General features: G+C 41.8%; 21 protein-coding genes and 1 pseudogene. 8 read left to right on the forward strand and 14 right to left on the reverse strand.

Annotation, left to right across the window (positions count from 1 at the left end):
• Window positions 1–147 precede the first annotated feature (147 nt).
• The 5 genes from ABF638_RS17675 to ABF638_RS17695 all read right to left on the reverse strand — a co-directional run bounded on the left by ABF638_RS17675 (window position 148) and on the right by ABF638_RS17695 (window position 4029).
• Window positions 148–582, reverse strand: a complete 435-nt coding sequence (locus tag ABF638_RS17675; RefSeq protein WP_435024224.1) for a hypothetical protein — start codon at window positions 580–582, stop codon at window positions 148–150.
• Window positions 583–751: 169 nt separating this feature from the next.
• Complete coding sequence (locus ABF638_RS17680; protein ID WP_435024225.1) at window positions 752–1519, reverse strand: GDSL-type esterase/lipase family protein; 768 nt, start codon at window positions 1517–1519, stop codon at window positions 752–754.
• Between the two features lie 71 nt (window positions 1520–1590).
• On the reverse strand, window positions 1591–2010 hold the full coding sequence (locus tag ABF638_RS17685; RefSeq protein ID WP_181932239.1) for a DUF2358 domain-containing protein: 420 nt from the start codon (window positions 2008–2010) through the stop codon (window positions 1591–1593).
• A 12-nt stretch (window positions 2011–2022) separates the two neighbouring features.
• Window positions 2023–3177 carry a glycoside hydrolase family 10 protein gene (locus ABF638_RS17690; protein WP_435024227.1) on the reverse strand — a complete coding sequence of 385 codons (1155 nt, stop codon included), beginning with the start codon at window positions 3175–3177 and terminating at the stop codon, window positions 2023–2025.
• Window positions 3178–3210: 33 nt separating this feature from the next.
• A complete protein-coding gene (locus ABF638_RS17695; protein ID WP_435024228.1) occupies window positions 3211–4029 on the reverse strand; it encodes a DUF1206 domain-containing protein in 819 nt (272 codons plus the stop codon).
• 207 nt (window positions 4030–4236) lie between these two features.
• Here ABF638_RS17695 and ABF638_RS17700 point away from each other — a divergent pair, with 207 nt between their 5' ends.
• Window positions 4237–5109: an alpha/beta fold hydrolase gene (locus ABF638_RS17700; RefSeq protein ID WP_435024230.1), complete on the forward strand. Its 873-nt coding sequence runs from the start codon at window positions 4237–4239 to the stop codon at window positions 5107–5109.
• 283 nt (window positions 5110–5392) lie between these two features.
• Complete coding sequence (locus ABF638_RS17705; protein ID WP_069071538.1) at window positions 5393–5848, forward strand: pentapeptide repeat-containing protein; 456 nt, start codon at window positions 5393–5395, stop codon at window positions 5846–5848.
• Between the two features lie 249 nt (window positions 5849–6097).
• On the opposite strand, the gene ABF638_RS17710 is transcribed toward ABF638_RS17705, so the two are convergent.
• From ABF638_RS17710 to ABF638_RS17720, 3 genes are all read right to left on the reverse strand, one after another.
• On the reverse strand, window positions 6098–6964 hold the full coding sequence (locus ABF638_RS17710; protein ID WP_435024233.1) for a sulfite exporter TauE/SafE family protein: 867 nt from the start codon (window positions 6962–6964) through the stop codon (window positions 6098–6100).
• A 331-nt stretch (window positions 6965–7295) separates the two neighbouring features.
• The gene (gene metK / locus ABF638_RS17715) at window positions 7296–8570 is read right to left on the reverse strand and encodes a methionine adenosyltransferase (protein WP_435024234.1); all 1275 of its coding nucleotides are present in this window, start codon (window positions 8568–8570) and stop codon (window positions 7296–7298) included.
• Between the two features lie 264 nt (window positions 8571–8834).
• On the reverse strand, window positions 8835–9839 hold the full coding sequence (locus ABF638_RS17720) for a phosphoribulokinase (protein WP_181932234.1): 1005 nt from the start codon (window positions 9837–9839) through the stop codon (window positions 8835–8837).
• 1211 nt (window positions 9840–11050) lie between these two features.
• On the opposite strand from ABF638_RS17720, the gene petH reads away from it, so the two are divergent.
• Together petH and ABF638_RS17730 are read left to right on the forward strand one after the other, a co-directional pair.
• On the forward strand, window positions 11051–12397 hold the full coding sequence (gene petH, locus ABF638_RS17725; protein WP_435024236.1) for a ferredoxin--NADP reductase: 1347 nt from the start codon (window positions 11051–11053) through the stop codon (window positions 12395–12397).
• 282 nt (window positions 12398–12679) lie between these two features.
• The gene (locus ABF638_RS17730) at window positions 12680–13966 is read left to right on the forward strand and encodes a homoserine dehydrogenase (RefSeq protein WP_435024272.1); all 1287 of its coding nucleotides are present in this window, start codon (window positions 12680–12682) and stop codon (window positions 13964–13966) included.
• Between the two features lie 261 nt (window positions 13967–14227).
• Here ABF638_RS17730 and ABF638_RS17735 read toward each other — a convergent pair whose 3' ends face one another.
• The 4 genes and pseudogenes from ABF638_RS17735 to ABF638_RS17750 all read right to left on the reverse strand — a co-directional run bounded on the left by ABF638_RS17735 (window position 14228) and on the right by ABF638_RS17750 (window position 17157).
• A complete protein-coding gene (locus ABF638_RS17735) occupies window positions 14228–15391 on the reverse strand; it encodes an NADH:flavin oxidoreductase/NADH oxidase family protein (protein ID WP_435024237.1) in 1164 nt (387 codons plus the stop codon).
• A 290-nt stretch (window positions 15392–15681) separates the two neighbouring features.
• A complete protein-coding gene (locus tag ABF638_RS17740; protein ID WP_435024238.1) occupies window positions 15682–16683 on the reverse strand; it encodes a DnaJ domain-containing protein in 1002 nt (333 codons plus the stop codon).
• 3 nt (window positions 16684–16686) lie between these two features.
• Window positions 16687–16779 (reverse strand): annotated as a pseudogene (locus tag ABF638_RS17745) (WD40 repeat domain-containing protein); the annotation flags it as partial.
• A 144-nt stretch (window positions 16780–16923) separates the two neighbouring features.
• Window positions 16924–17157 carry a hypothetical protein gene (locus ABF638_RS17750; protein ID WP_334898655.1) on the reverse strand — a complete coding sequence of 78 codons (234 nt, stop codon included), beginning with the start codon at window positions 17155–17157 and terminating at the stop codon, window positions 16924–16926.
• A 395-nt stretch (window positions 17158–17552) separates the two neighbouring features.
• Between ABF638_RS17750 and ABF638_RS17755 the strand changes: the two genes are divergently transcribed.
• Window positions 17553–19238, forward strand: a complete 1686-nt coding sequence (locus tag ABF638_RS17755) for a SulP family inorganic anion transporter (RefSeq protein WP_435024239.1) — start codon at window positions 17553–17555, stop codon at window positions 19236–19238.
• A gap of 236 nt (window positions 19239–19474) precedes the next feature.
• Here ABF638_RS17755 and ABF638_RS17760 read toward each other — a convergent pair whose 3' ends face one another.
• On the reverse strand, window positions 19475–20134 hold the full coding sequence (locus tag ABF638_RS17760; protein ID WP_435024273.1) for a pentapeptide repeat-containing protein: 660 nt from the start codon (window positions 20132–20134) through the stop codon (window positions 19475–19477).
• A 290-nt stretch (window positions 20135–20424) separates the two neighbouring features.
• Window positions 20425–21096: a cadmium resistance transporter gene (locus ABF638_RS17765; RefSeq protein ID WP_435024240.1), complete on the reverse strand. Its 672-nt coding sequence runs from the start codon at window positions 21094–21096 to the stop codon at window positions 20425–20427.
• 81 nt (window positions 21097–21177) lie between these two features.
• Here ABF638_RS17765 and ABF638_RS17770 point away from each other — a divergent pair, with 81 nt between their 5' ends.
• The 3 genes from ABF638_RS17770 (at window position 21178) to ABF638_RS17780 (ending at window position 25046) form a co-directional block, all read left to right on the forward strand.
• Window positions 21178–21387 (forward strand): hypothetical protein, encoded by a 210-nt coding sequence (locus tag ABF638_RS17770; protein ID WP_435024241.1) that lies wholly within the window; start codon window positions 21178–21180, stop codon window positions 21385–21387.
• A gap of 294 nt (window positions 21388–21681) precedes the next feature.
• The gene (locus ABF638_RS17775) at window positions 21682–22122 is read left to right on the forward strand and encodes a Crp/Fnr family transcriptional regulator (protein WP_069074674.1); all 441 of its coding nucleotides are present in this window, start codon (window positions 21682–21684) and stop codon (window positions 22120–22122) included.
• 830 nt (window positions 22123–22952) lie between these two features.
• Entirely contained in the window at window positions 22953–25046 is a 2094-nt protein-coding gene (locus tag ABF638_RS17780) for a hydantoinase/oxoprolinase family protein (protein ID WP_435024243.1), read from the forward strand.
• The last annotated feature ends 42 nt before the right edge of the window (window positions 25047–25088 follow it).

A 25088-nucleotide genomic window follows, 5' to 3' on the forward strand; every position in this document is an offset into this window, starting at 1 on the left:
TCCCCGACTTCTTCGAGAAGTCGGGGATCTGGACATCGCGCATTTTCACAACTCAAATAGGATTGCTATATGTGCGTCTCTACACTATGGTTTAATTACCTGAAATTGCTGTAACTTATGATTAAATTAGTTTGAGTATCTAATGTATTACAACCATTCTCCACCCCGGAAACGCCAACGGGGGAAGATAATTCGCATTAGGCTTTGGGAAGTAATAAACACTGCTAACCACACAATGCTATAGTGCAGTAAAAAAGCTCCTGGCGACAGTTCCTCTTTTGGTAAAGGTATTGGTAAAAAGCCAAACAGCTTGACTCCACAAAATACAAATACCAATTCCAATATACCAGCTAAGAGTTGATAAACTGCGGGCCAATCTCTATCCCAGCGTGATTTTTGCAGATAGTCATAAAGCACATCCCAACCTATTCCAAAGATGGCGACATAAGCAAGTATCCAAAAATAAACCGAGTTAGCACCAGGACCAATCCAACCCATTACAAAAGGCAAAGATACGAGTACACCTACAGTTGCAAGTAATAATAATCGAGTTTGCCAGCGACCAAATAAAGTTGGTGTCATAGGAGTGCTGAGTGCTGAGTGCTGAGTTAGGAGTTGGGAGTTGGGAGTAATAAATGGATGTTAAATTCGCTTTCATTAAAAATTTAGGAAGATTGTGGTGCTTTTTGCCATGATGGCAAATATGAGAATCTTGACTAGCCTCAAAGCACCAACACATCTATATTAATTATTAGGATGGTTTAAGGCGATAATCAAATTGAGAATGGTGAACTGCGTTGGCAAAACCCACTTTTCGCGTAGCGTCTCGTAGAGAAGGTATGGCATCCCAATTGATTACATCCTCTAACAAAGCTTGATAACCTATTGTATTGGGATGAAGTCCATCTTCACTCAAGCGTTTGAGCCGCCAAGTTTCACCGCGTTCCATCCATTGCTCAAAAATATCTAAATAGGGAATCTGCCGTTTTGTACAAGCAATTCGAGTTGCTTCTTTGTAGCGGTACTGGTCGGCATGATTATAGTAAAAACAATCTAAAAATGGCATCTTGGCTTCATTCACTGGCACCATGCCCACAAATAACACAGGACAGAGTTGCTGTGCTAAATCTAGCAGAGAAGCAATTTCCTTTTCAAACAATGTAAAATCTGTGTAACTTCGACCATCGGGACGCGCCAACCGCGCTGAGTCATTCACGCCTACTGATAAAATAATCAAGTCGGGAACACGATTTCGCAGTTCACCTCGGTGGCGAAATTCAACTTCTAGCCTTTGTGCTACTTGTTGCGTGCGATCGCCTCTTACCCCTAAATTATAAAGAATATGACCATCACTATCCGGCAACATCCACCACCGCCTTAGTTGCTCAATCCAGCCTCCTTTTTCCGGATCACCGAATCCATAAATTAAGCTGTCCCCCAGTGCGACAATCTTCATAGGCTGCAAGTGATTTGGTGGTGCGGACAGCTGCATTGAGGAAGAAGCTAGAAATGTGTGCATTTAACAACTATATTTTATATTTTTACAAGTTTCTATACATTTCTATACCATAAATGGCTATCCTATAGGTTTTATCCCCTTTGCCAAAACTGCCGTAAAATCTCCCCTGGTTTTCTATCCCAAGTGTCTATATGCTCGTATATCAAATTGTCTTGGTTGAATTTATACGTTGAGTACCCATTAAAAAGCAAACCAGCTTTCCAGGGAACCCGCAACACTCCCCGCACTGTCCACTTTGCTAAAATCGTGTCTTCGGCTGACTGATAAACCTCATGGACATCAAAGTAAATTTGGGTAAAAAATAGCCGAGCGTGAAATCGCAAAGTCCAAAATATAATCCGATAGTTAAATTTGTATTTGAATGTATTCACCGGATCTTTAAAATAGATATCCTGTGTATAAATTTGATATGAAATATCTTTTTCAAAAAGTGTCGGTAAATCCTCTTTTAAAGTCTTAATTATCCGCTCCACTGGCAATTGAGATTCCACGCGCCTTTTCCCTTAAAAAATCTTTTTTAACACCCTTTTCACCCTTGGCCAAATAGAAGATGTCCTCTTGTGACTCACACCACCCGCACTCAAATCTGACAGAGTGGGAAATGATGCAGATTTAGCATAAGGCCCATTTCGCAAAACTTTAGCTAGGGTATTATTATTTTCGCGCAAACCCTCGTAAAAAAAGAATACTTCTCCTTGAATGCCCAGTTGGCGATTGTATTCAATTGCCTGCACCAGATATTCTGGACTAATGCAGTAAGAGCCAAGTTTCATCAGTATTCCCGGCGCTAACTTCGGCAGTGTCCCATCTGTGAACTGCTGGTTTACTAGTTTATCAGCGATCGCAGAATAACTCCCAAAGTCACGACGATAAATCTGCGGCTGAATCATATCAACTATTCCCCGCTTCAGCCATGCGGGCGAGTCTTGCAGATATTCCTGGAATGCCCAATCATAGATATTAGGTGCGATCGCTACTAGCAAGTTAGGATTCACCGCTTTCACCCCCTGGTAGAGACGCGCCAAGAAGTTAGTCAGAATATCTGCACGCCACTGTAACCATTGCCTATCCTTGGAATTTTGTGGCGGATTGCAATTAAATTGTTGGCGATAGCGGGTGACAGTTCCCTCATCATAGCCACCTTCAGAGGGGAATGCTGGGAAGCGATCGTCACCTTGGACACCATCGACATCGTAATTCTTTACAACTTCCAGCACCAAGTTCAACAAAAATTCCTGCACCTGTGAGTCGAGTGCATTCAACCACTCAAAGCCATTTTTCTTCAGTAAGTTACCATTACAATCACGCGCAGACCATTCCGGTTTTTTCTGTAAAAGTAAACCACCATTCAAATTGTAAGAACTGGCAAAGCCGTATTCAAACCAAGGAATAACTTTCAACCCAACTCGCCGCGCCTCAACTACCACCTCTTCTAGGGGGTCACGACCTACAGATAGCGGGTCAGTTTCGACTCCAAAAGTCTGCCGCATTGTTTGACTAGGATACAAAGTTACTGCCTTGTTCCAAACAACGGGAAACACCACATTAAATCCCATCTCGGCGAGGAAATCCATCGCCTCGGCAATGCGTTCTTTTGATCTGAGAACTTTACTATCAGTAGTGGTCAGCCAGATACCACGGGTTTCTATTATTGCCATTGCTATAAATTAAAATTTTCGGCACTGCACCATCTAAACATTGACTAGCCGACGATACCGCGCCTGTATTATTGTGTAAATTCCATAGGCAACCAAACCTAATGCCACAATACCCAAAAGCCATACTCCATAAGGCTGTTGTGCTAGAGTCTGTAATACTTCATCCAAACCTTGCGCGGTAGCGGCGTTCGACTGTCTTGCAGCTTCGATTAAAAACCAGCCGATAATACAAAAGACTATACCCCGTGCCGCTAAACCAAATCTGGCAATCCTCATTACCCATTGGGCTTCCTTGTTGCTTAACTCAGTTAAATTGAGTTCTTTACGAAATTTGGCACTAAAAGCTTGATAAAACTGATAAAAACCTAGAGCAATTATCAATACCCCCACAGTTCCAACTAACCATTGACCAAAGGGTTGAGAAAGCAAACGTGCTGTCCAATCTTCAGTAGAATCACTACTATTCTTAGCGCTGCCTGTACCCATAACGATTTGCACAGCACTTAAGGCTAAACTTGCATAAATCAAGCCATTAACTGCGTAACCAATTCGTACTGCCAAACCTTTGGCATCATTACCTTTATTTTCTGGGTCTTTAATTGCCTGTACAAAACGCCAGATTACGTATCCAATCAAGCCGATTGCAACTAAAGCCAGCAAAAATTTACCAAATGGCTGGTTGACAATTGTTTGGAGAGCGCCTTGAGTATCAGTTGTTTTACCACCCGTGCCAAAAGCCACCTGTGCCGCCAGTAGTCCAACTATACCGTAAACTACTCCCTTGGAAACATAGCCAAATCGTCCCAGCCGCTCAACCCACAATGAAGCATGGTTTGTCAACTGTTGTGTCATGGTAGTTGGGGAGAATTATAATATCTACCTTTTACCAAAATTTACTCACGATTCACATCTACCTCAAGGCAAATTGTCTAACTTTTTGCAAAAAATCACTATCGTAATACTGTCTTTTAATAGATGTGAGTCTGCTTAAAATCATATTACACTTATTAAGTACAGTATTATTATTTAGTGTTTTTTAATGCTGAATTTGGATTAATTATGTCTCTAATAGAAAGTTCTTGGAAACACGAATATATAACTAGCAATGGGGTAAAACTACACTATGTTACCCAAGGTGAAGGCCCTTTAATGTTGATGCTGCACGGATTTCCTGAGTTTTGGTACTCTTGGCGGCATCAAATACCAGAATTTGCCCAAAATTTTAAAGTCGTCGCCATTGATTTGCGTGGCTACAACGATAGTGATAAACCAAATGAGCAATCAGCTTATGTCATGGATGAATTTATCAAAGATGTTGAGGGAGTAATTAAAGGATTAGGATACCAAAAATGTGTTTTAGTTGGACATGATTGGGGTGGTGCGATCGCTTGGAATTTTGCATACACTCACCCCGAAATGGTAGAGCGATTAATTATTCTTAACCTGCCTCATCCTGCCAAATTTAGTCAAGGCTTACGCACTCTCCAACAGTTGCAGCGTAGTTACTACATCTTCCTCTTCCAACTACCGTGGATACCAGAAGTATTCTTACAATCTTCAGACTACCAAGCAATTGAAACAATTTTTAAAGGTACAGCAGTTAACAAGAGTGCTTTTACTAAAGCGGATATTGACGCATATAAAGATGCTGCTGCAAAACGCGGTGCCCTGACAGCAATGTTGAACTACTACCGCAATGTTTTTCAACAAAGAATACTAAATTCAAACTGGGGTATTTTGGAAGTGCCAACACTGATGATTTGGGGAGAAAATGACACTGCACTTGGCAAGGAACTAACCTACGACACCGCAGCCTATGTCAGGGATTTTCAAATTAAGTATATTCCCAATTGTGGCCATTGGGTACAGCAAGAACAGCCGGAATTGGTTAATCAGTATATGCGAGAATTTCTTTCTGAAGACTTAAGCTAAATTAGATAATTTATCAAGTATAAATACTTATAAAATCAGCATTATGACGAATTGTACAAGCTTTTAAAAAGATTTAATAGTGATTTAATACTGGCAATTTTTGCCGAATTATCGTCTAAAAATCGCCAAAATCAGAACCAATAGCATTTGTGACATTATTTTTCTTCTTGTTTCATATCACAACTAAGTTATCAGGAGATAGATTGACCTTACGAAATTTAGTGAGATAATAGAATTGTGAGGGACAGAACGGACGCAACTTGATTATTTAAGGGGGAAAATTATGAAACTCCAGCTATTAGCGGCCATGGCCTTAGCAACTCCCCTATTTTTCACTAGCTCGGTTAGAGCCGAGAATCCGCAGGACTTACAAAAGCTGCTTTCAACTGGGGAATGTATCCAGTGTGATCTATCAGGAGCTAACCTCAGTGGCGCTCATCTAATTGGTGCTGACTTGAGAGGCTCGAAGCTCCAAGGAGCCAACCTTGTAGGAGCTAACCTCGAAGGTGCTGACTTAACTGGTGCAAACTTGGCAGGTGCTAACCTAACATCCGCTTATGTAACCAATGTGAATTTGAAGCAAACCAATCTTAACGGAGTAAATTTTACTCGCGCTACGATTCACGATTCTAATGTGTATAAAGCATCAATGAATGATCTCAATCTCACTGATGCTGAAATATTTAACACTGGAATCGGTATTGGTGGAGAAGATGCCGAAATTCCCGATTGGGACTAGGCTCAACTAAGTTGGCAGGTTAAAATAAACACAACATAGGTTTTTGCGGGTTTTAAATCAAAGGAACTGGTTTTTTGCCAGCATTAATCCCTAAAATCTGCCTCTACAAAAATATTAAGATAAATGAAACCCCTCTGCCTTGTAATTATTTTCTTATGACGAAGGCGGAGGGGGTTTCTTATTGGGATTTAGGATTGAGCGGATATCCACTTAAAAAAGTACAATATATTCTGAAAAGCTCTGCTAAAATCAGCTTTCAACTTTTTTATTAGAAGAATTGGCTTTGTGAAAGACTCGAAACGCGGAGATATTCAAGATTACCCCTAACGTCACTTTCTGTACTGCTGCTGAAATAATACCGACAAGCATTCCTCCAATGATGGCTCCAATCACCGAGCCAACTCCCATAGGCGCTATGGTATTACCCAAGGCTGTACGATCTGCAAATGCACCTCGACTAGCATATTTGATAACTCCTACTAGCACAGTTGGCAGGCTAACTAGAAGACTGGCTGTACCTGCTGTTTTAATATCTGCACCAAAAGCGAAAACAAGTGTTGGGATGATCACTTCACCCCCTGCAACCCCAAGTAAACTGCTTACCAGTCCAATTGCTAGACCAAATAAAATACCTGCTGGAATACGCCAACTTAAAGCAGGCGGTAAAAGGGCTGGTATTTGTTGAGGTAGAAAACCCTCGACTATTAGGGCAATGCCAATCACTACTAATAGCACTAAAATGATTCGCTCAAGCTGTTCGTTTGAGAACCTTCCTGCCATCGCCACCCCAAAAAAAGCAGTGATAACTGCTCCAGCAATCAGCGAGAAGATCACAGGAAGTAATGGAATCACTTGGCCCAAAGAAAGCGTACTACCCCGGATTGCCAGGGAAGCAGCAATCGTAATCAAGCTGACAGCCAGGTTCAAAGGTACAGCCTGTCGCACTGAATAACCCAATGTGCCAACAAGGACTGGCAGTCGAAACTCTGCACCCCCTAAGCCAATCAATCCTCCTAACACCCCAATTGGCACAGCGTAGAGAAAGGATAATCGGAAACGACGCATTTGTAAATTTGTATTTGTAGGCTCCAATGCGGATGAATTATTCTTTTTCATGCTTAGGTTTTTTGTTATAGCTATATATACCAATATTTTTGGATTCTATTGAATTTTTTTGCCCGAATTTCGGTTCAACTTAAAATTCAAATCTTTAAGTGGCACATGAGCCTCGCGTATTGATAGTTTTATAGCAACAGCCAAGGTGGTCAGGACATTAACAGATGATAAAACTTAGACACAAAAAAACTTTTCACCCAGTCCCCAGTCCCCAGTCCCTTGCTATACTTTTCGATATTCAGGTGGCTAGCAAAAATGAGGATATTGGTTACTTATCAAGTTACCAATACCCTCACGTAGATAAACTAAGTTTTTGTAGTAGCGTATAAGGCTAAGTCAGTGCCTGAGCAACTGCTGCCGAAAGTGACTCATTTGCAGCTTGCTTCAACAATTCGGCTTTATCGGTCTGTTCCCAAGGCAAGTCTAAATCAGCCCGCCCAAAATGACCGTAAGCCGCGACGTCCTGATAAAAACGTCCGCCTCGTTCACTTGGTAAGTTGCGTAAGTTGAAGGTATGGATAATCCCCGCCGGACGCAGTTCAAAGTGCTGATTGATTAATTCTAGTAAGGTTTCTTCATCCACTTTGCCGGTGCCAAAGGTATCTACTAGGATACTTGTTGGTCGCGCTACACCAATAGCATAGGATAGCTGGATTTCAACTTTTTCTGCCAACCCAGCGGCGACAATATTTTTCGCCACATAACGAGCCGCGTATGCAGCAGAACGGTCTACCTTTGTGGGGTCTTTGCCGGAAAAAGCGCCGCCACCATGTCGTGAATAACCACCGTAGGTATCAACGATTATTTTCCGTCCTGTCAAACCAGAATCTCCTTGAGGACCACCAACGACAAATTTGCCAGTGGGGTTGACTAAAAAACGTGTTTCCTCGTTAGGTTTAACGTCAATATCGCCAAAAACAGGTTCGACCACTGCTGACCAGAGGTCTTGTTTAATTTTGGCTTGTACAGCCGCCTCATCCGTTATTTCCCCAATACTGGCTGTATGCTGAGTGGAAATTAGAATAGTATCAATACCTACGGGGCGTCCGTCTTCGTAAGCCACAGTCACTTGGGTTTTGCCGTCAGGACGCAGGTATGACAATTCACCTGTTTTGCGGACTGCTGCCAATCGGCGAGCAATGCGGTGGGCGAGACTGATGGGTAAGGGCATCAGTTCTGGTGTTTCGTTGCTAGCAAAGCCAAACATTATACCTTGATCGCCCGCACCAATTTTGTCGAATAGCTCATCACTATCTTGCTGGCGGGTTTCTTGGGCGGTGTTAACGCCTTGGGCAATATCGGGTGATTGTTCGTCTATAGCTAGCAGAACGCTGGTGCTGTTAGCAGAAAAGCCATTGTCAGCATTGGTATAACCAATTTCGGCAATTTTTTTCCGGGCGAGATTGACGAAATTTACATTAGCTTTGGTGGTTATTTCACCAGTGATTAGCACCAAACCAGTATTAACTACGACTTCAGCGGCAACACGACTGCTCGGATCTTGTGTCAATAGGGCATCTAGAATAGTATCAGAAATCTGATCGCAGATTTTATCTGGATGACCTTCGGTGACTGACTCGGAGGTAAATAAATATCGACGAGACAAAGGAAATTCCTCCTGACTTGAGTTTTTTAGCTGACTAAATGTGGTATTTAGATCAACTAGCTAATTTATGAAATGATAACAATATTTATACTTCACTAGTTAGTATCTGATTGATATTGATAAAAACCGCTAATTATAAGCTAAGTATCTGTAAATAAGATAAATGTATGCTAATTATTTTGTGGAGAAAATGTATTTAATAACACAAAAAAAATGGGGACACCCGGAAGTGCCCCCACAAGCTTTGACACAAACACTGCTGCTTTAAACCTGAACCGCTAACTTTGCTTCTGTAGCTGTCAACCGCTCATAGGCAGCACGCATCTTCAAACCTGTAAGCACTTGGAAGAAACCAGTACCATTGTTGGAACCTGGATACTCGCGGTGCTGGAGTAACAAGTGAGTCAATTCACCCTGATATTTTGTGGATGTATTGCTGAGATGGGTTTCGATGTAAATTACTTCTTCCAAGTTGTCAAATTGACCATCCACCTCTAGTACTGAGACATAGCGCCCGTAGTAAACATCGGAGCCGTAGTATAGTTGCATACCAGGATAAGAACAGGTCAATTTGCGTCCACAGGGAGTCCAATTAATTGTTGACCCTTCATCAAATAGGTAGGTTGGATCGAAGCCTTCCTTACCTTCCCGCTGGAGCATACGTACCCTTAAGACTCTACGCTCCGTATCGTTTTTGATCAAGTTCGTGGGTAATACCTGGAGAACCACATCGGCAAATTCTCTTTGTGGTTCGATAAACTTTTCAAAGTCAGGTTTGCGGGAATTGATTTGCGCTAAGACATCTTCGTAGCGATGACCGCGTTCAGCCATATCTCGCTGGATTTTCCAGGCAATTTTGACCTCATCGCTAATGTCAAAATAAACACTGAAGTCGATTAGCGATCGCACCCGCTCATCATATAAAGGATGCAGCCCTTCAACAACTATAATGTGATTCGGCTCTACCCGCTCTGGCGGGTCAATCAAGCCAGTTTCATGGTTGTAAATCGGCTTATCAATCGCTTGACCACTTTTGAGCGCTTTAATTTGCTCATACATCAGATCAAAATTGTTCGCCCTAGGGTCTAATGCCGTTATCCCAGTTTCTTTACGCTGTTTGCGATCCAGGGAATGATAGTCATCCAAACAGATAACTGTCATTAAATCTTCACCAAACAAATCTATCAAACGACGCAAAAACGTAGATTTCCCGCACCCAGAGTCTCCGGCTACTCCAATCAGTACCACGCGTTCCGGCTTACTTGTCATAAATCTCCTCTAAAATACTAAAATTGTGTCAATATTTTTTCACACAGCAGATTCTGAAGCCAGGAGTTTACCCCTTTGGTTTATCCTGCGTTCTTGCTACCTAGCACAGCTATAAGACACCAAGCGAGCGGGTAGGCAACAAAGTAATTAAGTTGCTACTCGTCGGACTAGGCTGAATGTTGGTGCCGGTAAGTATTTAATCCTAGTGGTATATTTGATTTTAACAGAAGGGGGTATCCCATACAAGATTGCTGTCAAGAAGAATTAGCGTGGTTCATCAATCATTTTTTGTTAATTTAGTTGTTAATTTAAAAATGGGGATCAACACCGCTCATGAGTGTTGCGCTTCTCTGATTCTGCTACTTGTGACTCTATATAATCAACTCTATAAGGTATAATTTGTTGTTGTAGCGAATTTTGTGACCTTCCTAAATTGTAATTCCGGTTCGACAATGCTTAAGATATTCAAAGCAAAAATCTATCCAAGGAATGAGCCAACAACTTGCATTGGTCAAATTATTCGCTGTAAATTTATGAATATGCTCAAATAGAAGCGTTGGCGTTATAGCAAAGCACTGAATAGAGGTTGACAGATTTTTCACATCAAGTGAAACTGATTACAGTTGCTTAAATCACGGTTCTCTCTGTCGTTATGTTTCTAGCTGAATTTGTCAGAGTCATGTAATTCCCATAGACAGGTCATAAATATAGCTAACAAAATTTCGGGAGGGCAGTAAATTTTGAGAAGTAAAACCAATCGGAAGAAAACTTTCCGAGATTGGCATTCTCTGATTTAAGTCCTTGGAGTAGACAAGCACAACGGCAACTTTTGGAGGTAAACTAAGCGGTAGCTTCTACCAATCAAGTTAGTATTCCTATCAATATCTGCTATTGTTCATTTGCTTGTTGAGTAGTAAGGTAAAAAGCTATCTCTCTGATCCAGGTGGTAGTTAACAAAAAAAAGATTAAATTGACTCATTATTAACATTCTCCCAAGAACTTATCCTTTACCTTAGAAGGTGAACAGGTGTGTTTTTTGCTATGCCTGCATGTCTTTGGTGAGTGTACTTAGCAAGGCATTAATTTAATGATGCCTTTTTCTCAGAGAGCCAGTTTTGTGAAACGAAAATCCGGTAAACTAAAGCTGGCATGGGATGGGAATAGTTTTTTTTTGAAAAACGGTTAAGTAAATTATCGGAGTGGTAGAACGAATGTACAATCAAGGTGCTGTTGAGGGTGCTGCCAACACAGAATTAGGTAGCCGCATCTTCCTTTATGAAGTGGTGGGTTTGCGTCAGAGCGAAGAAACTGATCAAACTAACTACCCAATTCGGAAAAGTGGCAGTGTGTTCATCAGAGTGCCTTACAACCGCATGAATCAAGAAATGCGACGTATCACTCGTCTAGGCGGCACAATTGTTAGCATCCAGCCTGCGACTGCTCTAGAGCCAGTTAATGGTAAAGCCTCATTTGAGAATGCTACAAGCGTTGTCAGCGAGTTAGCGACATCTGAGGACACTGCTGACAGTGAAGGGAATGGTAAAGCCACACCTGTAAAAGCTGATAGTGAAGTCAAAGGCTTCGCTAAAACACCAGCTGAAGAACAGCTCAAGAACAAGGACAAGAAAGGCAACACCATGACTCAAGCGAAAGCCAAAAAAGACCACGGTGACGTTCCTGTTAACACTTACCGGCCCAATGCTCCGTTTATTGGTAAGGTAGTATCTAATGAACCACTAGTCAAAGAAGGTGGTATTGGTATTGTTCAACACCTCAAATTTGACATTTCCGCAGGTGATTTGAAGTATATAGAAGGTCAAAGTATTGGGATTATTCCCCCAGGATTAGACAAGAACGGCAAGCCGGAAAAACTTAGACTCTATTCCATCGCTTCAACTCGTCATGGCGATGATGTGGATGATAAGACAGTATCACTGTGCGTCCGCCAGTTGGAATACAAGCACCCAGAAACTGGTGAAACAGTCTACGGTGTTTGCTCTACCCACCTGTGTTTCTTAGAACCAGGGGCAGAGGTAAAAATTACCGGGCCTGTGGGTAAGGAAATGTTGTTACCCAATGATCCTGATGCTAATGTGATCATGATGGCAACCGGAACAGGTATTGCCCCTATGCGAGCTTACCTCTGGCGTCAGTTTAAAGATGCAGAAAGAGCAGCAAACCCAGATTACCAATTTAAAGGATTCTCTTGGCTAATATTTGGTGTACCCACAACTCCAAACCTTTTATATAAGGAAGAACTGGAAGAAATTCAACAAAAATATCCTGAGAACTTCCGCCTCACTCCTGCCATCAGCCGCGAACAAAAAAATCCTCAAGGCGGTAGAATGTATATCCAAGACCGCGTAGCAGAACATGCTGATGAATTGTGGCAACTGATTAAAAATGAAAAAACCCACACCTACATCTGCGGTTTGCGAGGTATGGAAGAAGGTATTGATGCAGCCTTAACAACTGCTGCTGCTAAGGAAGGCGTAACCTGGAGTGTTTACCAGAAGGAACTCAAGAAAGCCCATCGTTGGCATGTAGAAACTTACTAATTTGGTCATTAGTCATTGGTCATTGGTCATTAGTCACTTGTACTGAGCGAAGTCGAAGTATTAGTTTTAGACAAAGGACGAAAGACAAAGGACAAATGACAAAGGAAGCAGGATAATCAGTAGGTAGGGCAAACGCTCTACCTACAATTGTTTTGTTATGAATATTGTAAATAGCTGAGGAAAGAGTTCTCAGTTCTGAAGGGTAAAGTACTAAATACTTGTTACTACTCAGCACTCAGCACTCAGCACTCAGCACTAAAAAATAAATTGGGTGCAAAATTTGTGGGTGTGAAACTAGGAATACTGGGATTAGGCACCGTGGGAACGGGAACAGTGCAGTTGTTGCAAGATAGCGCTGGGCGTCACCCATTGTTGCAAGAGATAGAAATCTATCGGGTGGGAGTGCGATCGCTAGATAAACCCCGTGCAGTAGAATTGTCTACGGAAGTCTTAACTACAGATTTAGATTCTATTGTCAACGATCCAGCGGTAGATATAGTTGTCGAGGTGATGGGCGGACTAGAGCCGGCGCGATCGCTAATTCTCAAAGCTTTAAGTAATGGCAAGCATGTAGTCACCGCCAATAAAGCAGCGATCGCCCGCTTTGGGGCGGAAATTTTCACAACTGCCAATCAAGCAGGCGTCTACGTCATGCTAGAAGCGGCTGTGGGTGGTGGGATTCCGGTGATTCAACCCTTGAAGCAGTCTTTAAGTGTTAACCGGATTCATACTGTAACTGGTATCGTGAACGGTACAACGAACTACATCCTGACGCGGATGCAAACAGAAGGCAGCAACTTCAGCGATGTCTTAGCTGATGCCCAGCGTTTGGGTTATGCTGAGGCTGACCCCACAGCCGATGTCGATGGCTTAGACGCAGCCGATAAAATTGCTATTCTCGCATCATTAGGCTTTGGTGGACGGATCAATTTACAAGATGTTTATACCGAGGGAATTCGGCAAGTCAGCAAGACAGATATTGCCTACGCCGAAAAATTGGGATTTGTGATTAAATTGTTAGCGATCGCTAAACGTGATACTCCCTCATCTCCCCTTTCCGTCAGAGTTCACCCTACCTTAGTGCCCCAAGCCCATCCTTTGGCTAGCATCAACGGCGTTTACAATGCCATTCTTGTCGAAGGAGAACCAATTGGGCAAGTAATGTTTTTTGGTCCCGGTGCTGGTGCTGGTGCAACCGCCAGTGCTGTCACATCAGATATCTTAAATTTAGTTGCTGTCCTCAAAACCAATACAGCAGTTGCAAATCCCTTATTAACTTGTGGACATCAGGAATACTGCCAAATTGCGCCGATGGCAGAATTGATAACTCGGTTTTACGCCCGTTTCCTCACCAATGACCAGCCTGGAGTTATAGGTAAATTGGGAACTTGCTTTGGCAATTATGGCGTTAGCTTAGAGTCAATTGTCCAAACTGGCTTTCAAGGCGAACTTGCAGAGATTGTGGTTGTTACCCATGATGTGCGAGAAGGTAATTTTCGGCAAGCTTTGGCAGAAATTCGGGATTTGTCAGCAATTGAAAGCATTCCCAGCTTACTGCGTGTACTTTGAGATTAGTCGGGAGTGAAGCTCGTCAAGTTGCTTTGCTCCAATTTTTAATTACCTCAAAGGATTCTTAGCTGCGAGTAAAACTTGCTTAACTACGCAAGCTAAACTAAAAAATAAACTTCACCCCAGCGCGAGGCTAGACTGACCCATCCACCGCCCTCACTCCTTTCCCTGACCATGTTTTCGAGACGCGATAAATCGCCGTCTCTACTGCATTGATCTATAAACTGATATTGTTGGTTGTTTATTTGACTGTATATACTTTTATGCTGACTTGTCTTCTGCTGCCAATTGATGAATTTGTTGTGTATACCAAATAATCTCAAGCATTCCTTGTTGATCTAGATCATTAGTCTGTGCTATTTGGGGTTGTAGCGTAATACCGCTAGTTCGATTTGTCAGAAGTTCAATCGGCAAGTTTGGTGCAATTGCAAGCGGTCGTGCTAAACCGATAACATCTACGCTTCCTTCTTCAATTGCTTGAGTCATAGCATCGGCTGAACGAAAACCACCAGTTAACATAATTGGTAGAGAAATTGAGGAGCGAACTTTCCGGACATATTCTAAAAAATAAGCTTCGCGTTGGCGTGTACTTTCTTTTTGAGCAATATCTGTCTGTCCCATCATCGCCAGCTTTTCATAAGTTCCACCAGATATTTCTATCAAGTCAACACCAACTTTTTCTAAAACTTGGACAACATTAATAGATTCTTCTTCAGTAAAACCACCTCGTTGAAAATCAGCGGAGTTGAGTTTGACACTAATCGGAAAATCTTGACCAAGAGAATTACGTATTCCTTGATATACTTCTAAGAGGAAACGCATTCGCTTTTCAGGTGTTCCTCCCCAGTCATCATGACGTTGATTAGAAAGCGGCGATAAAAATTGGTTAATTAGATATCCATGAGCAGCATGGATTTGTACACCAGTAAAACCAGCTTTTTTTGCAATTTTTGCTGTATAAATGTGACGTTCGATTAGATGTTTAATTTCCGCTTCAGTTAATGCTCTGGGTTGAGCGAATTCTTTTTCAGAAAGTTGTAGTGGAATTGATGATGGTGCTACAGGCTGTGGTGATAAATAAATTGGTGATTGCCGTCCTGGATGATTAATCTGCATCCATATATGACCACCTTGTGCAATGCTTGCAACTGCCCATTCTTCGAGAAGTGGCAGATCCCGTTCATCTTCAATTACAACATCGCGTGGTAAAACCAAAGCTGTCCGAGCAATCATGACATTACCGGTAATCATCAAACCGGCTCCTCCTAATCCCCACCGCTTATACAAGCGGATAATTTCTTTTGTAGGGCTGTTTTGATCGTCAGCTAACTGTTCGTTCATGGCAGCTTTAGCTATCCGATTTGGCAATTCTGCCCCACAGGCTAGTTTTAAAGGTCGGTTAAGGATGGTAATATTGTTATTCATATTTTGACTAGTATCAATAAACTGCTAACATAAACGACTGCAATTGAGGGCGCTTGTTTAAGTCTCGCGCGATCGCAATTCTCGCACCACCCACCACTATACCCAGATTTCTCACCACACCTCCTAAAGCCTGCGCTTGTGCAGGGGAGAAGTAATAAGTAATAAGTAATAAGTAATAAGTAATAAGTTTTTACTCATTACTCATTACTTCTCTTCTGCTCCATCAAACGCCTTGAGCTTGTGAGAAATGCGGGTATATCGGCTAGTCGTAACGAAGGATGTAAGGCAACTTATTTATCAAAATTAATATATTTGTGAACATTTAAATGCTCCTGGAATTCTTTATAAGCTCGATTAATTGCTTGCATCGAAGTTTTTGCGATCGCAGAACTATTAACATCAGGATGATACAATCTTGCTAATCGGCGGTATGCAAGTTTAACAACATTGGGGCGATCGCTCTGATTTACGCCCAAGATTTCCCACCATTCCCCAAATAATCCAGAGTCAAGAGTAAATTCATTCCAAATCTTGATGCTTCCGCCATTACCGCCACTTACCAGCATCTTGCCATCAGGGCTAAAAGCAACGGGATTACACCCGGAAAGATTTTGTAGTAGTTCCCCAGTGTGGAGGTTCCAAAGTTTGATTGTACCGTCTCGGCTGGCACTGGCGAGGGTTTTTCCATCAGGGCTGATGGCAACAGACAAAACGGCCCTTGAGTGTCCTGTCAGAGTAGAAAGTAATTCTCCAGTTTGGAGATTCCACAGCTTTATTGTGGTGTCTGTGCTACCACTAATCAGAATTTGACTGTTAAAACTGATGGCAACTGTATTAACTGCACCCAAATGTTCAGTGAGAATATAGCGCTGTTCCCAAGTTTTGACATCCCAAACTCTAATAGTTTGATCGGCGCTACCACTTGCAAGAATTTTACCATCGGGACTGATGGTGACAGATAAAACTGCATCTGAATGTCCATTCAAGGTACGTTTTACTGTTCCCGTGTAGCGTCCCCAAATTCTAATCGTTTTATCGGCAGCACCACTAGCAAGAATTGCCCCATCAGGACTGTAGGCTACTGAGTTAACAAAACCATTATGACTATAGGGAGAGTTTAAATAAAAGAATGTCTGGATAAATTTTTTTGTGTCTATCTGCCAACTGCTGATTTTGCAATCGACACTACCACTTGCAATCTGCTTTCCATCAGGACTGATAGCAACTGATAAAACTGCTTCTGCTTGTCCAGAGAAGGTGTAAAGCCATTTTCCGGTTTTCAAGTTCCACAAATTAACTTGTCTGTCATCACTGCCACTGATTAAAGTATTACCATCAGGACTGATTGCGATCGCATTAACTGCCCCTAAGTGACTCTTGAGTGTGCGTACACATCTCCAAGTTTCAGGTAGCTGGTATAACTAACTGGGAATCAGGATTAGAAAGAATAGCATTTGCATTCGCACTAATCGCGAATTCCCTTCAATAAACCAGATGAGAGCATGAGTATCAATCACGTACTTCATAATTACCTATGACCAGTTTAAGCCGTCTTCGGTATCTCCATGAAATTCAGTAATTTTAAAATCGTTTTCTGTTGATTGTTTATTCCCAGAAAACATACCAAACTGCATTATCTGCTTTTGGATTGGAGCTTGTTTGGGTTCTAAAAAAGTTACAATGACACGGCTTTCTGATACATCAGATGGTAATTCTGAAAGTTGTATATTACCGTTCCTATACACTCCTTCAATCGATTGCAACATTAGTATTTACCAAATTTGTACTCATATAAATTATAAAGTTAATACTAAAAATAGGCTTGTTTGTTTAAAAACATCAAATTTTTGGGCTGTACTGGCGCTAGCTGCTGTGCGTTACTTCCTCATATTCGAGCTTATCTGCTAAAACACGCAGAGTTTTAAACCACCAGCCGTCGCCCTGCTAAAGAACTCTGTAGCGATCGCCAACTCTTATACACACACTATACTCATTATGTCAAGTAAGCCTGCGCTTTTATTAATCAGCAAATAGGCGAACTTGAACCAAAACCCATACGCAATCGGGAAATTATCAACAACCCTGATGAAATCTACCGAAAAGATGGAATAACATTTGTGTGTGCTTCAGCAAATTGTGTATAAGAGTTGAAAATGACGATATGGCAACATCTAATATCCTCAAAGAACCACAGCTTTTGCGGCTGGGTAGCTTGTTTGGTGGACTGCGTGGCGATTTGACGGGAGGACTAACAGCAGCAGTGGTGGCATTGCCTTTGGCTTTAGCCTTTGCGGTGGCCAGTGGTGTGGAACCAAAAGCGGGACTTTACACCGCGATTGTGGCGGGAATTGTCGCCGCAATTTTTGGTGGTTCCTCAGTACAGATTACAGGGCCAACAGGTGCAATGGCTGTAGTTTTAGTGGGAATTGTCGCCAAGTACGGCCTTGAGAAAGTTTGGATTGCTGGGGTGATGGCTGGAATTATCCAAATTGCCTTGGGGGTTGCCAAACTTGGACAGTTAGTAAAGTTTATTCCTTATCCGGTGACGGCAGGTTTTACTAATGGTATTGCCGTCATTATTTTTTGTGGTCAGTTAAATAATTTCTTTGGTTTAAAATTACCGCGTAGCGAACATTTTTTGCCGGGACTGTGGCAAAGTCTAACTCATGTAGAAGCTTTAAACTGGGCAGCAGTTGCCTTGGCAGTTGTGGTGATTGCAACCAATGTTTTGTGGCCGAGGATCAATACGACAATACCAGGTTCTTTGGTAGGGCTGGTGTTAGCAACTGCGATCGCATCTTCTTTCCATTTGAATGTACCAACAATTGGCACCATTCCTCAATCTTTACCGATGCCTCAAGGTATTCCCCACTGGAATGATTTTAGTGTGATTCGGGAACTAATTAATCCGGCTTTGGCTTTAGCTGCACTGGGAAGTATTGAATCGTTGCTATCGGCGGTAGTAGCTGATGGTATGACTGTCAGCGAGAAACACAATAGCGATCGCGAATTAATTGGTCAAGGTTTAGCTAATATGATTGTGCCATTTTTTGGTGGCATTCCTGCCACAGGTGCGATCGCTCGGACTGCTGTCAATGTCCGTTCTGGCGGTAAAACCAGACTATCTGGGGTAATTCACGGCGTTGCCTTAGCGATAATCGTTTTAACTTTAGCACCCCTAGCAGCACAGATTCCTTTAGCAGCACTTGCTGGGATTCTGATGGTGGTTAGTCTGCGAATGGTTGAGTGGGAAGCCATTGGTTTATTGATGCGTGCTACCTACTCCGACTTTGCTGTGATGATTCTTACCTGGCTAGTGACAATCTTGTTTGACTTAGTTCTCGCTGTCGAAGTGGGATTGATTGCAGCTGGAGCGTTATTCATCAAACGGATGAGCGATTTAAGCTTAGTTAAAATACCTGAAACCGAAGTATTTCCTCCTGGTACTCCTCTGGAATTAGGTAAGGAAATTGCCGTTTATCGAGTAGATGGCCCCGTATTTTTTGGTGCTGCTGAACGGTTTGCTACCTTCCTTCGCGATGAACCGGAAGTAAAGTATTTAATTCTCCGGTTGCGGTTTGTGCCAAATATGGACACAACTGGGTTAGTAGCCTTAGAGGATATTTATCATGACTTGGAACGGCACAATTGCCGCTTAATTCTCACAGGGTTACAACCCGAAGTCCAACAACTACTAGAACGTACAGGATTGTTAAAAACAATTGGGTTATCAAATTGTTTTGAAACAACCACAGATGCGATTTGCTCTATCTCTCCTCAGATTGCATGTTCTCAACCTGTAGCAACTGATTTGAAAACAAAAGAATTGATGGAATTAAATGACTAATACAGTTCAGATAAGACCAAAACACTTGTAGAGACGGCGATTTATCGCGTCTTGAAAACCCGCAATTTTGTACTATTAGCCCTTAACCCAAGCGTATTGCTCTCAAGACGCGATAAATCGCGTCTCTACATGAGCGATCGCCGCGAGCCTTTAAATATTAAAATAAAGCCTGTATTCATTATTGAATCAGGCTTTTGAGGTCTTTTATTCAATTTGTACGGACAACTTCAATTTAATTACTGAATAGCAAATCCTTCCGGTCTGATAGCATCTTCCAAATCAACGCCCATCAGATTAGCTCCCTGGATGTTTGCATTTGTCAGATTTGTATTTTCCAAGTCTGCGTTTTGTAGGTTAGCGGTTTGCAGGTTAGCTCCCAGGAGGTTAGCTTTCTCTAGGTCTGCATCAAATAGGTTCGCTCCCACTAAGTTTGCTCCCAAAAGGTTTACCTTGCCTAAATCTGCTCCTTGAAAGTTAGCCCCTTGTAAGTTTGTTTGCTGTAAGTTAGCTCTTTCTAAGTCTGCATTTTGTAAGTTAGCACCTTCTAAGTTTGCCGCTTGCAGGTTTGCATCCTTTAACATTGCTCCAGTCAGATTACAGCCGACACATTCATTGGTTTGTAATAAATGTCTAACGTTATCTGCTACAGAGACTATTGGGGATAGGACTGGTGCTGTCACAGGCTCCATTGGCGATACAACCGGAGATATGACTGGTGCTGTTACAGGCTCCATTGGTGATTCAACTGGAGCTAGTTCAGATTCCGTAGGTATGGATGGTGTTAGTGTTTGCGCTCTAGCGCTGGGCTGGATAAGTAGAGTAAATCCCGCGACAACTACCAGAAACAATGCTTTTACGAGCCACTGAGTTAATTTTTTAGAGTTTGATTGATTCATCATTAGTTCCTTCATAATCTGATTCCTATTGGTGGGCTTGCTTTTATAAGAGCCATCGATAATGTGCTTTATTCTCACTTTAGATAACTTGATTGATAAGAGCAAATATTATTGTTATTCATTTTGATAAATTCAAGTGATTAATAAATCTTTTTGGATGGAAAACGATTGGACATAATACCCATCAAGAATTTCAAGTTTTCAGATTTTAGATGCGTAGGCGTAGCCCGTCGCAGACATCGCATGGAGCGTCTATCGTAGACATAGTTTACCGCCGCATCGCCTCATACCTAGTTCCCAAGCATTGCCAAACTAGGCAAAAGTCGATATGTTTCACTTTTAATCAAGATAGAGAGTCCCAAGTAAATCAAGACAAAGGGGAAGATTTTCCGACCGTAGCGAGTTAGAACGGGTGTCATCAGAGGATTACGAGTCAGGTTGTAAGAGAGTAAGCACCACGTACCAACAGTGAAATAGCAAACACACAGAATTACACCCAAACTTGGAAGATTGCTGCTAGCAAACAACGGTACATAGATCCCAATGTTGTTTCCTCCATTGGCAATGGTGACAGCCGAAACGCGGTAGGTTTGAGGATCGCGGATGGTTGCGAATAGTGATTTCTTCTGGCGTCCAGATTTGGTAGGAGTTAAGTCAACTGACACAGCTTGCACTGTCTCCCCTTCCTCTTCTCGACTGATGAAATTACTGATACCGATGGCAATGGGAAGCAAACCTAGCAAACCAATCCAGGTGCTAGGAATAAGCATACCGCCGAAGAAACCAGGGAGACTAGCACAAACTAAGGTAGTGAATCCCAGAAATTCACCGACAACAATATGCTTAGGACGAAAGCTGCGATTGACTTTTCCGAAGAAGGCCGTTAAGTATAAATTGTCGTCAAAAGTGGTTGCAAAAGCGACAGAGATTCCAATAATTAATGTACTAATTAGCCAACTCATAATTGTTGCTCACGATAATTCAATGCTGTTTGTCTTACATCCTTCTCTGCTTCTCGATGTGAATGCAGTTCAGGAAATTTTGTGACTGTTGTACTTAACGACAACCAATCGAGGTTCGCTAGTAATCAGTCAATTTTCCAATTTGTCGGATTTTTGGAGGCGATGCCTATAGCGCTAAACTATGCCTCTAATCAAATTGGTGATTTTTTTTCTCAGCAAGGTACCTTGGGAGCTAATGAAGTCAATATTATGGCTTTCAACCAAATAAGAGCAAATACTCTTGTTTTTTAAAACGATAAATAAAAGTGATTAACAAATTGACTATATGTTTTGGGCTTTCTACATGACAACTAAACCGTATAGGAGAGAGTAGCAGTTCGTCATACCTAATACTGAGTTAGTATCTGAGAAGTTTAAGAGCGTAGTTTACCGCCGTAGGCATCGCTCCTATTGAAGAGAACCCTTGTCAGATGCTAAAGCCTGGGATATTCTTGGCAGCTAGCATTCAACATCGGTTAATATGACTAATTGCCCTCTAACTTCAGTTTTGAGATGTTCAGTAATGTTAGATTTTAACTTGTAATTATGTTAACCAGTGTTGACCGTTTATTATTTGTCCGGCGAGTCCCGATTTTTAAGGAATTGCGGGATGATTTTATTGTGCGGCTCACTTCAGTGATGAACGAATTGTCATTTCCAGCTAATTACACCATCTTTCGACAGGGAGAAGAAGGGCGATCGCTCTATATTGTCGTGTCAGGTCGAGTTAAAGTTCACATTGGGAATAAACAATTGGCAGAGGTGGAACAGGGAAAATACTTTGGTGAGATGGCAGTATTTGATACTCAACCTCGTTCCGCCACCGCAACGACTCTGGAACCTTGTGAATTTTTAGAACTGACGCAAGAGCAGCTGTATGATGCGATCGAAGAAACTCCCGAAATTGCGGTGAATATCATTCGTGAATTATCCCGTCTGATTCGCAGACTAAATGATGATATGAATGTGACCTCTTTGCGGAGTTAATAATCAACAAAAATCGGCGGTAATCCCATCATTTCAAGGGGTAGGAGGTATAGCAGCCCGCCGATTTAGTCATTAGTCAGTGGTCATTAGTCATTGGTACTAATGATATAGCGGTTCCCAATAGCATGAAATACAGACCTAACCCCCGGCCCCTTTCCTTCAAGGAAAGGGGAGTAAGATTCAAAGCCTCTCTCCTTTTAGGCTACGGTCTACACACAAGTCCTAAAAACCTAGCTTGATAAGCATTTCCTCGTTCCCAGTCGGAGACTGGGAATGCATTCATTGAGTCTCTGACTCAATATCTGACTAGAGGCAGAGTCTCTAATCAGGCATTCCTATGCAGAGCAATAGGAACGAGATAAACGAGATAAACGAGATAAACGAGATAAACGAGAGAACAATGAGAAATTGATCTTTTTTCGACTTTGTGTACACCGTAGCTCCTTTTAGGAGAGAGGTTTGGAGAGAGGTCAAAACTGTACTGCACCCAAGCGCGCTATATTTCCCCACGACAATTCATGAAAACGAGAGAATGCAGGAGCTTATCGGAAAGACTTGCGATGTTTTCGTAGCCGTGGAATAAGTTAAGTCAATCTTGAACTAGGGACTAGTACCGCAAGGCGGAATTAAAAATTAAAAATTAAAAATTAAAAATGAAGACAGCGTAAGGGTTTTGTTGATTGGGAATGAGTGGTTTATTTACGCCGTACTGTACTAGAGATTGTAGACTGAGAAGATAATTCTGAACTCTGTATTTTTCTTTAACAAACTTTCAAGCAATATTGCTGCCTATTGTTATGCTACCTCTATAGTGTCGAGGAAACATAGTAATGTTGAAGGTTTTTGCTGACCGTGGTGGAACATTCACAGATATTGTTGCTGTTACTAATAATCAAGCAATTATAGATGGACTATCAAAACATCCTGAACGCTTTTTAATCGTCCCTTTGTCTAATCAGCAATGGATAATAGTATACAAACTACTTTCAGAAAATCCTGAACAATATCAAGATGCAGCCATCCAAGGTATTCGGGATATCATAGGTATTGCTAACAACGAACCCATTCCTACAGAAGCGATAGAAGTGCTAAAAATGGGGACAACGGTAGCAACAAATGCGCTATTAGAAAGGAAGGGCGATCGCGTCGTTCTTCTCATCACCAAAGGGTTTAAAGATGCGCTGCGAATTGGCTACCAAAATCGTCCTAATATCTTTGCTCGCCATATCGTTTTACCAACCATGCTTTATGAGCAGGTGATTGAGATAGATGAACGCTATGATGCCAAAGGAAATGAATTAATACCGATAAAGATTGAACAAGTCAAAAGTGACTTGCAAGCAGTTTACCACACAGGAATTCGGAGTTGTGCGATTGTTTTTATGCACAGCGATCGCTATCCCAATCATGAACAACAAATAGCCCAGCTTGCCCAAGAAATCGGCTTTACGCAGATATCCGTATCCCATCAAGTTAGTCCGTTAATGAAGTTGGTTAGTCGAGGAGATACAACAGTAGTCGATGCTTATTTAACTCCTATTCTGCGGCGCTACGTCAACCAAGTAGCGAGTCAGTTACCCAAAGTAAAATTAATGTTCATGAAATCTGATGGCGGTTTAGTTGCAGCCGAACAATTTCAAGGTAAAGATAGTATTTTAAGTGGCCCGGCTGGCGGTATTGTTGGCGCAGTTCAAACTAGTAAAAGAGCAGGTTTCGAGTTAGTTATTACCTTTGATATGGGTGGAACCAGTACAGATGTTGCCCACTTTAAAGGAGAGTATGAACGACAACTGGATTCGGAAATTGCTGGGGCGCGGATGCGAGTTCCTGTATTAGCAATTAATACTATTGCTGCTGGCGGTGGTTCAGTTCTCTTTTTTGATGGTTCTAGTTATCGTGTTGGGCCTAAATCTGCTGGATCAAATCCTGGTCCTGCTTGTTATCGGCGTGGCGGGCCATTAGCGGTTACTGATGCCAATGTGATGTTAGGTAAAATCCACCCACAATATTTTCCCTCAGTTTTTGGAATTGATGGAAATTTACCTTTAGATAAAGATACTGTCATTCAGCAATTTACACAATTAGCCCAAGATATTCAAGCCGCTACATTAAATCATTCTACTCCCGAAGAAGTAGCCGCTGGATTTATTGCGATCGCAGTGGAAAATATGGCGAATGCAATTAAAAAAATCAGTCTGCAACGGGGTTATGATGTTACCCAATATGTGCTTTGTTGTTTTGGCGGTGCAGGTGGGCAAGTTGCTTGTTTAATTGCCGATACCTTGGGAATGAAAACAATATTTTTACATCCTTATGCTGGCGTTCTGTCTGCTTATGGAATGGGATTAGCGGATGTGCGGGCAATTAGAGAAGGGGGAGTAGAACAACCTTTAAGCCAAGCATTAATTCCTAAATTACAGCAGTTAATGGCGTATTTAGAAACTCAAGCTAGAAGTGAAATAGATGAGGCACTGAGTCAAGTAGAAATAGTCAGAAAAATTAACTTAAAATATGAGGGAACTAACTCTACCATGACCGTTAATTTTGCTGATAATGTGGTATTTATGCGACAAGAGTTTGAAATTGAACATCAATCTCGCTATGGTTTTATTCAATTAGAGAAAAGCTTAATTGTCGAATCAGCTTCAGTGGAAGTAATTCAGAAAATGGATACTCCCGAAGAACCGTTAATTACCCGTACCCGTTTTCTAGATGAAGCTCCCGTATGTGTTGAGACAGTTAGAATGTTTAGTCATAATAAATGGCATGATACACCTATTTATCGACGGGAAGATTTGCAACCAGAAGATAGTATTAATGGCCCTGCGATCGTCGTCGAAAAAATTGGCACAATTGTAGTTGAACCTAACTGGAACGCCAGATTAACTGAACGTAATCATCTAATTTTAAAACGTAAAGCTTGATGAATTCATCAGGCTTAATCTGTATTTGCAGGAGAATCAATA

Source organism: Nostoc sp. CALU 1950 (assembly GCF_051172895.1).
GTDB lineage: Bacteria > Cyanobacteriota > Cyanobacteriia > Cyanobacteriales > Nostocaceae > Nostoc > Nostoc edaphicum_A.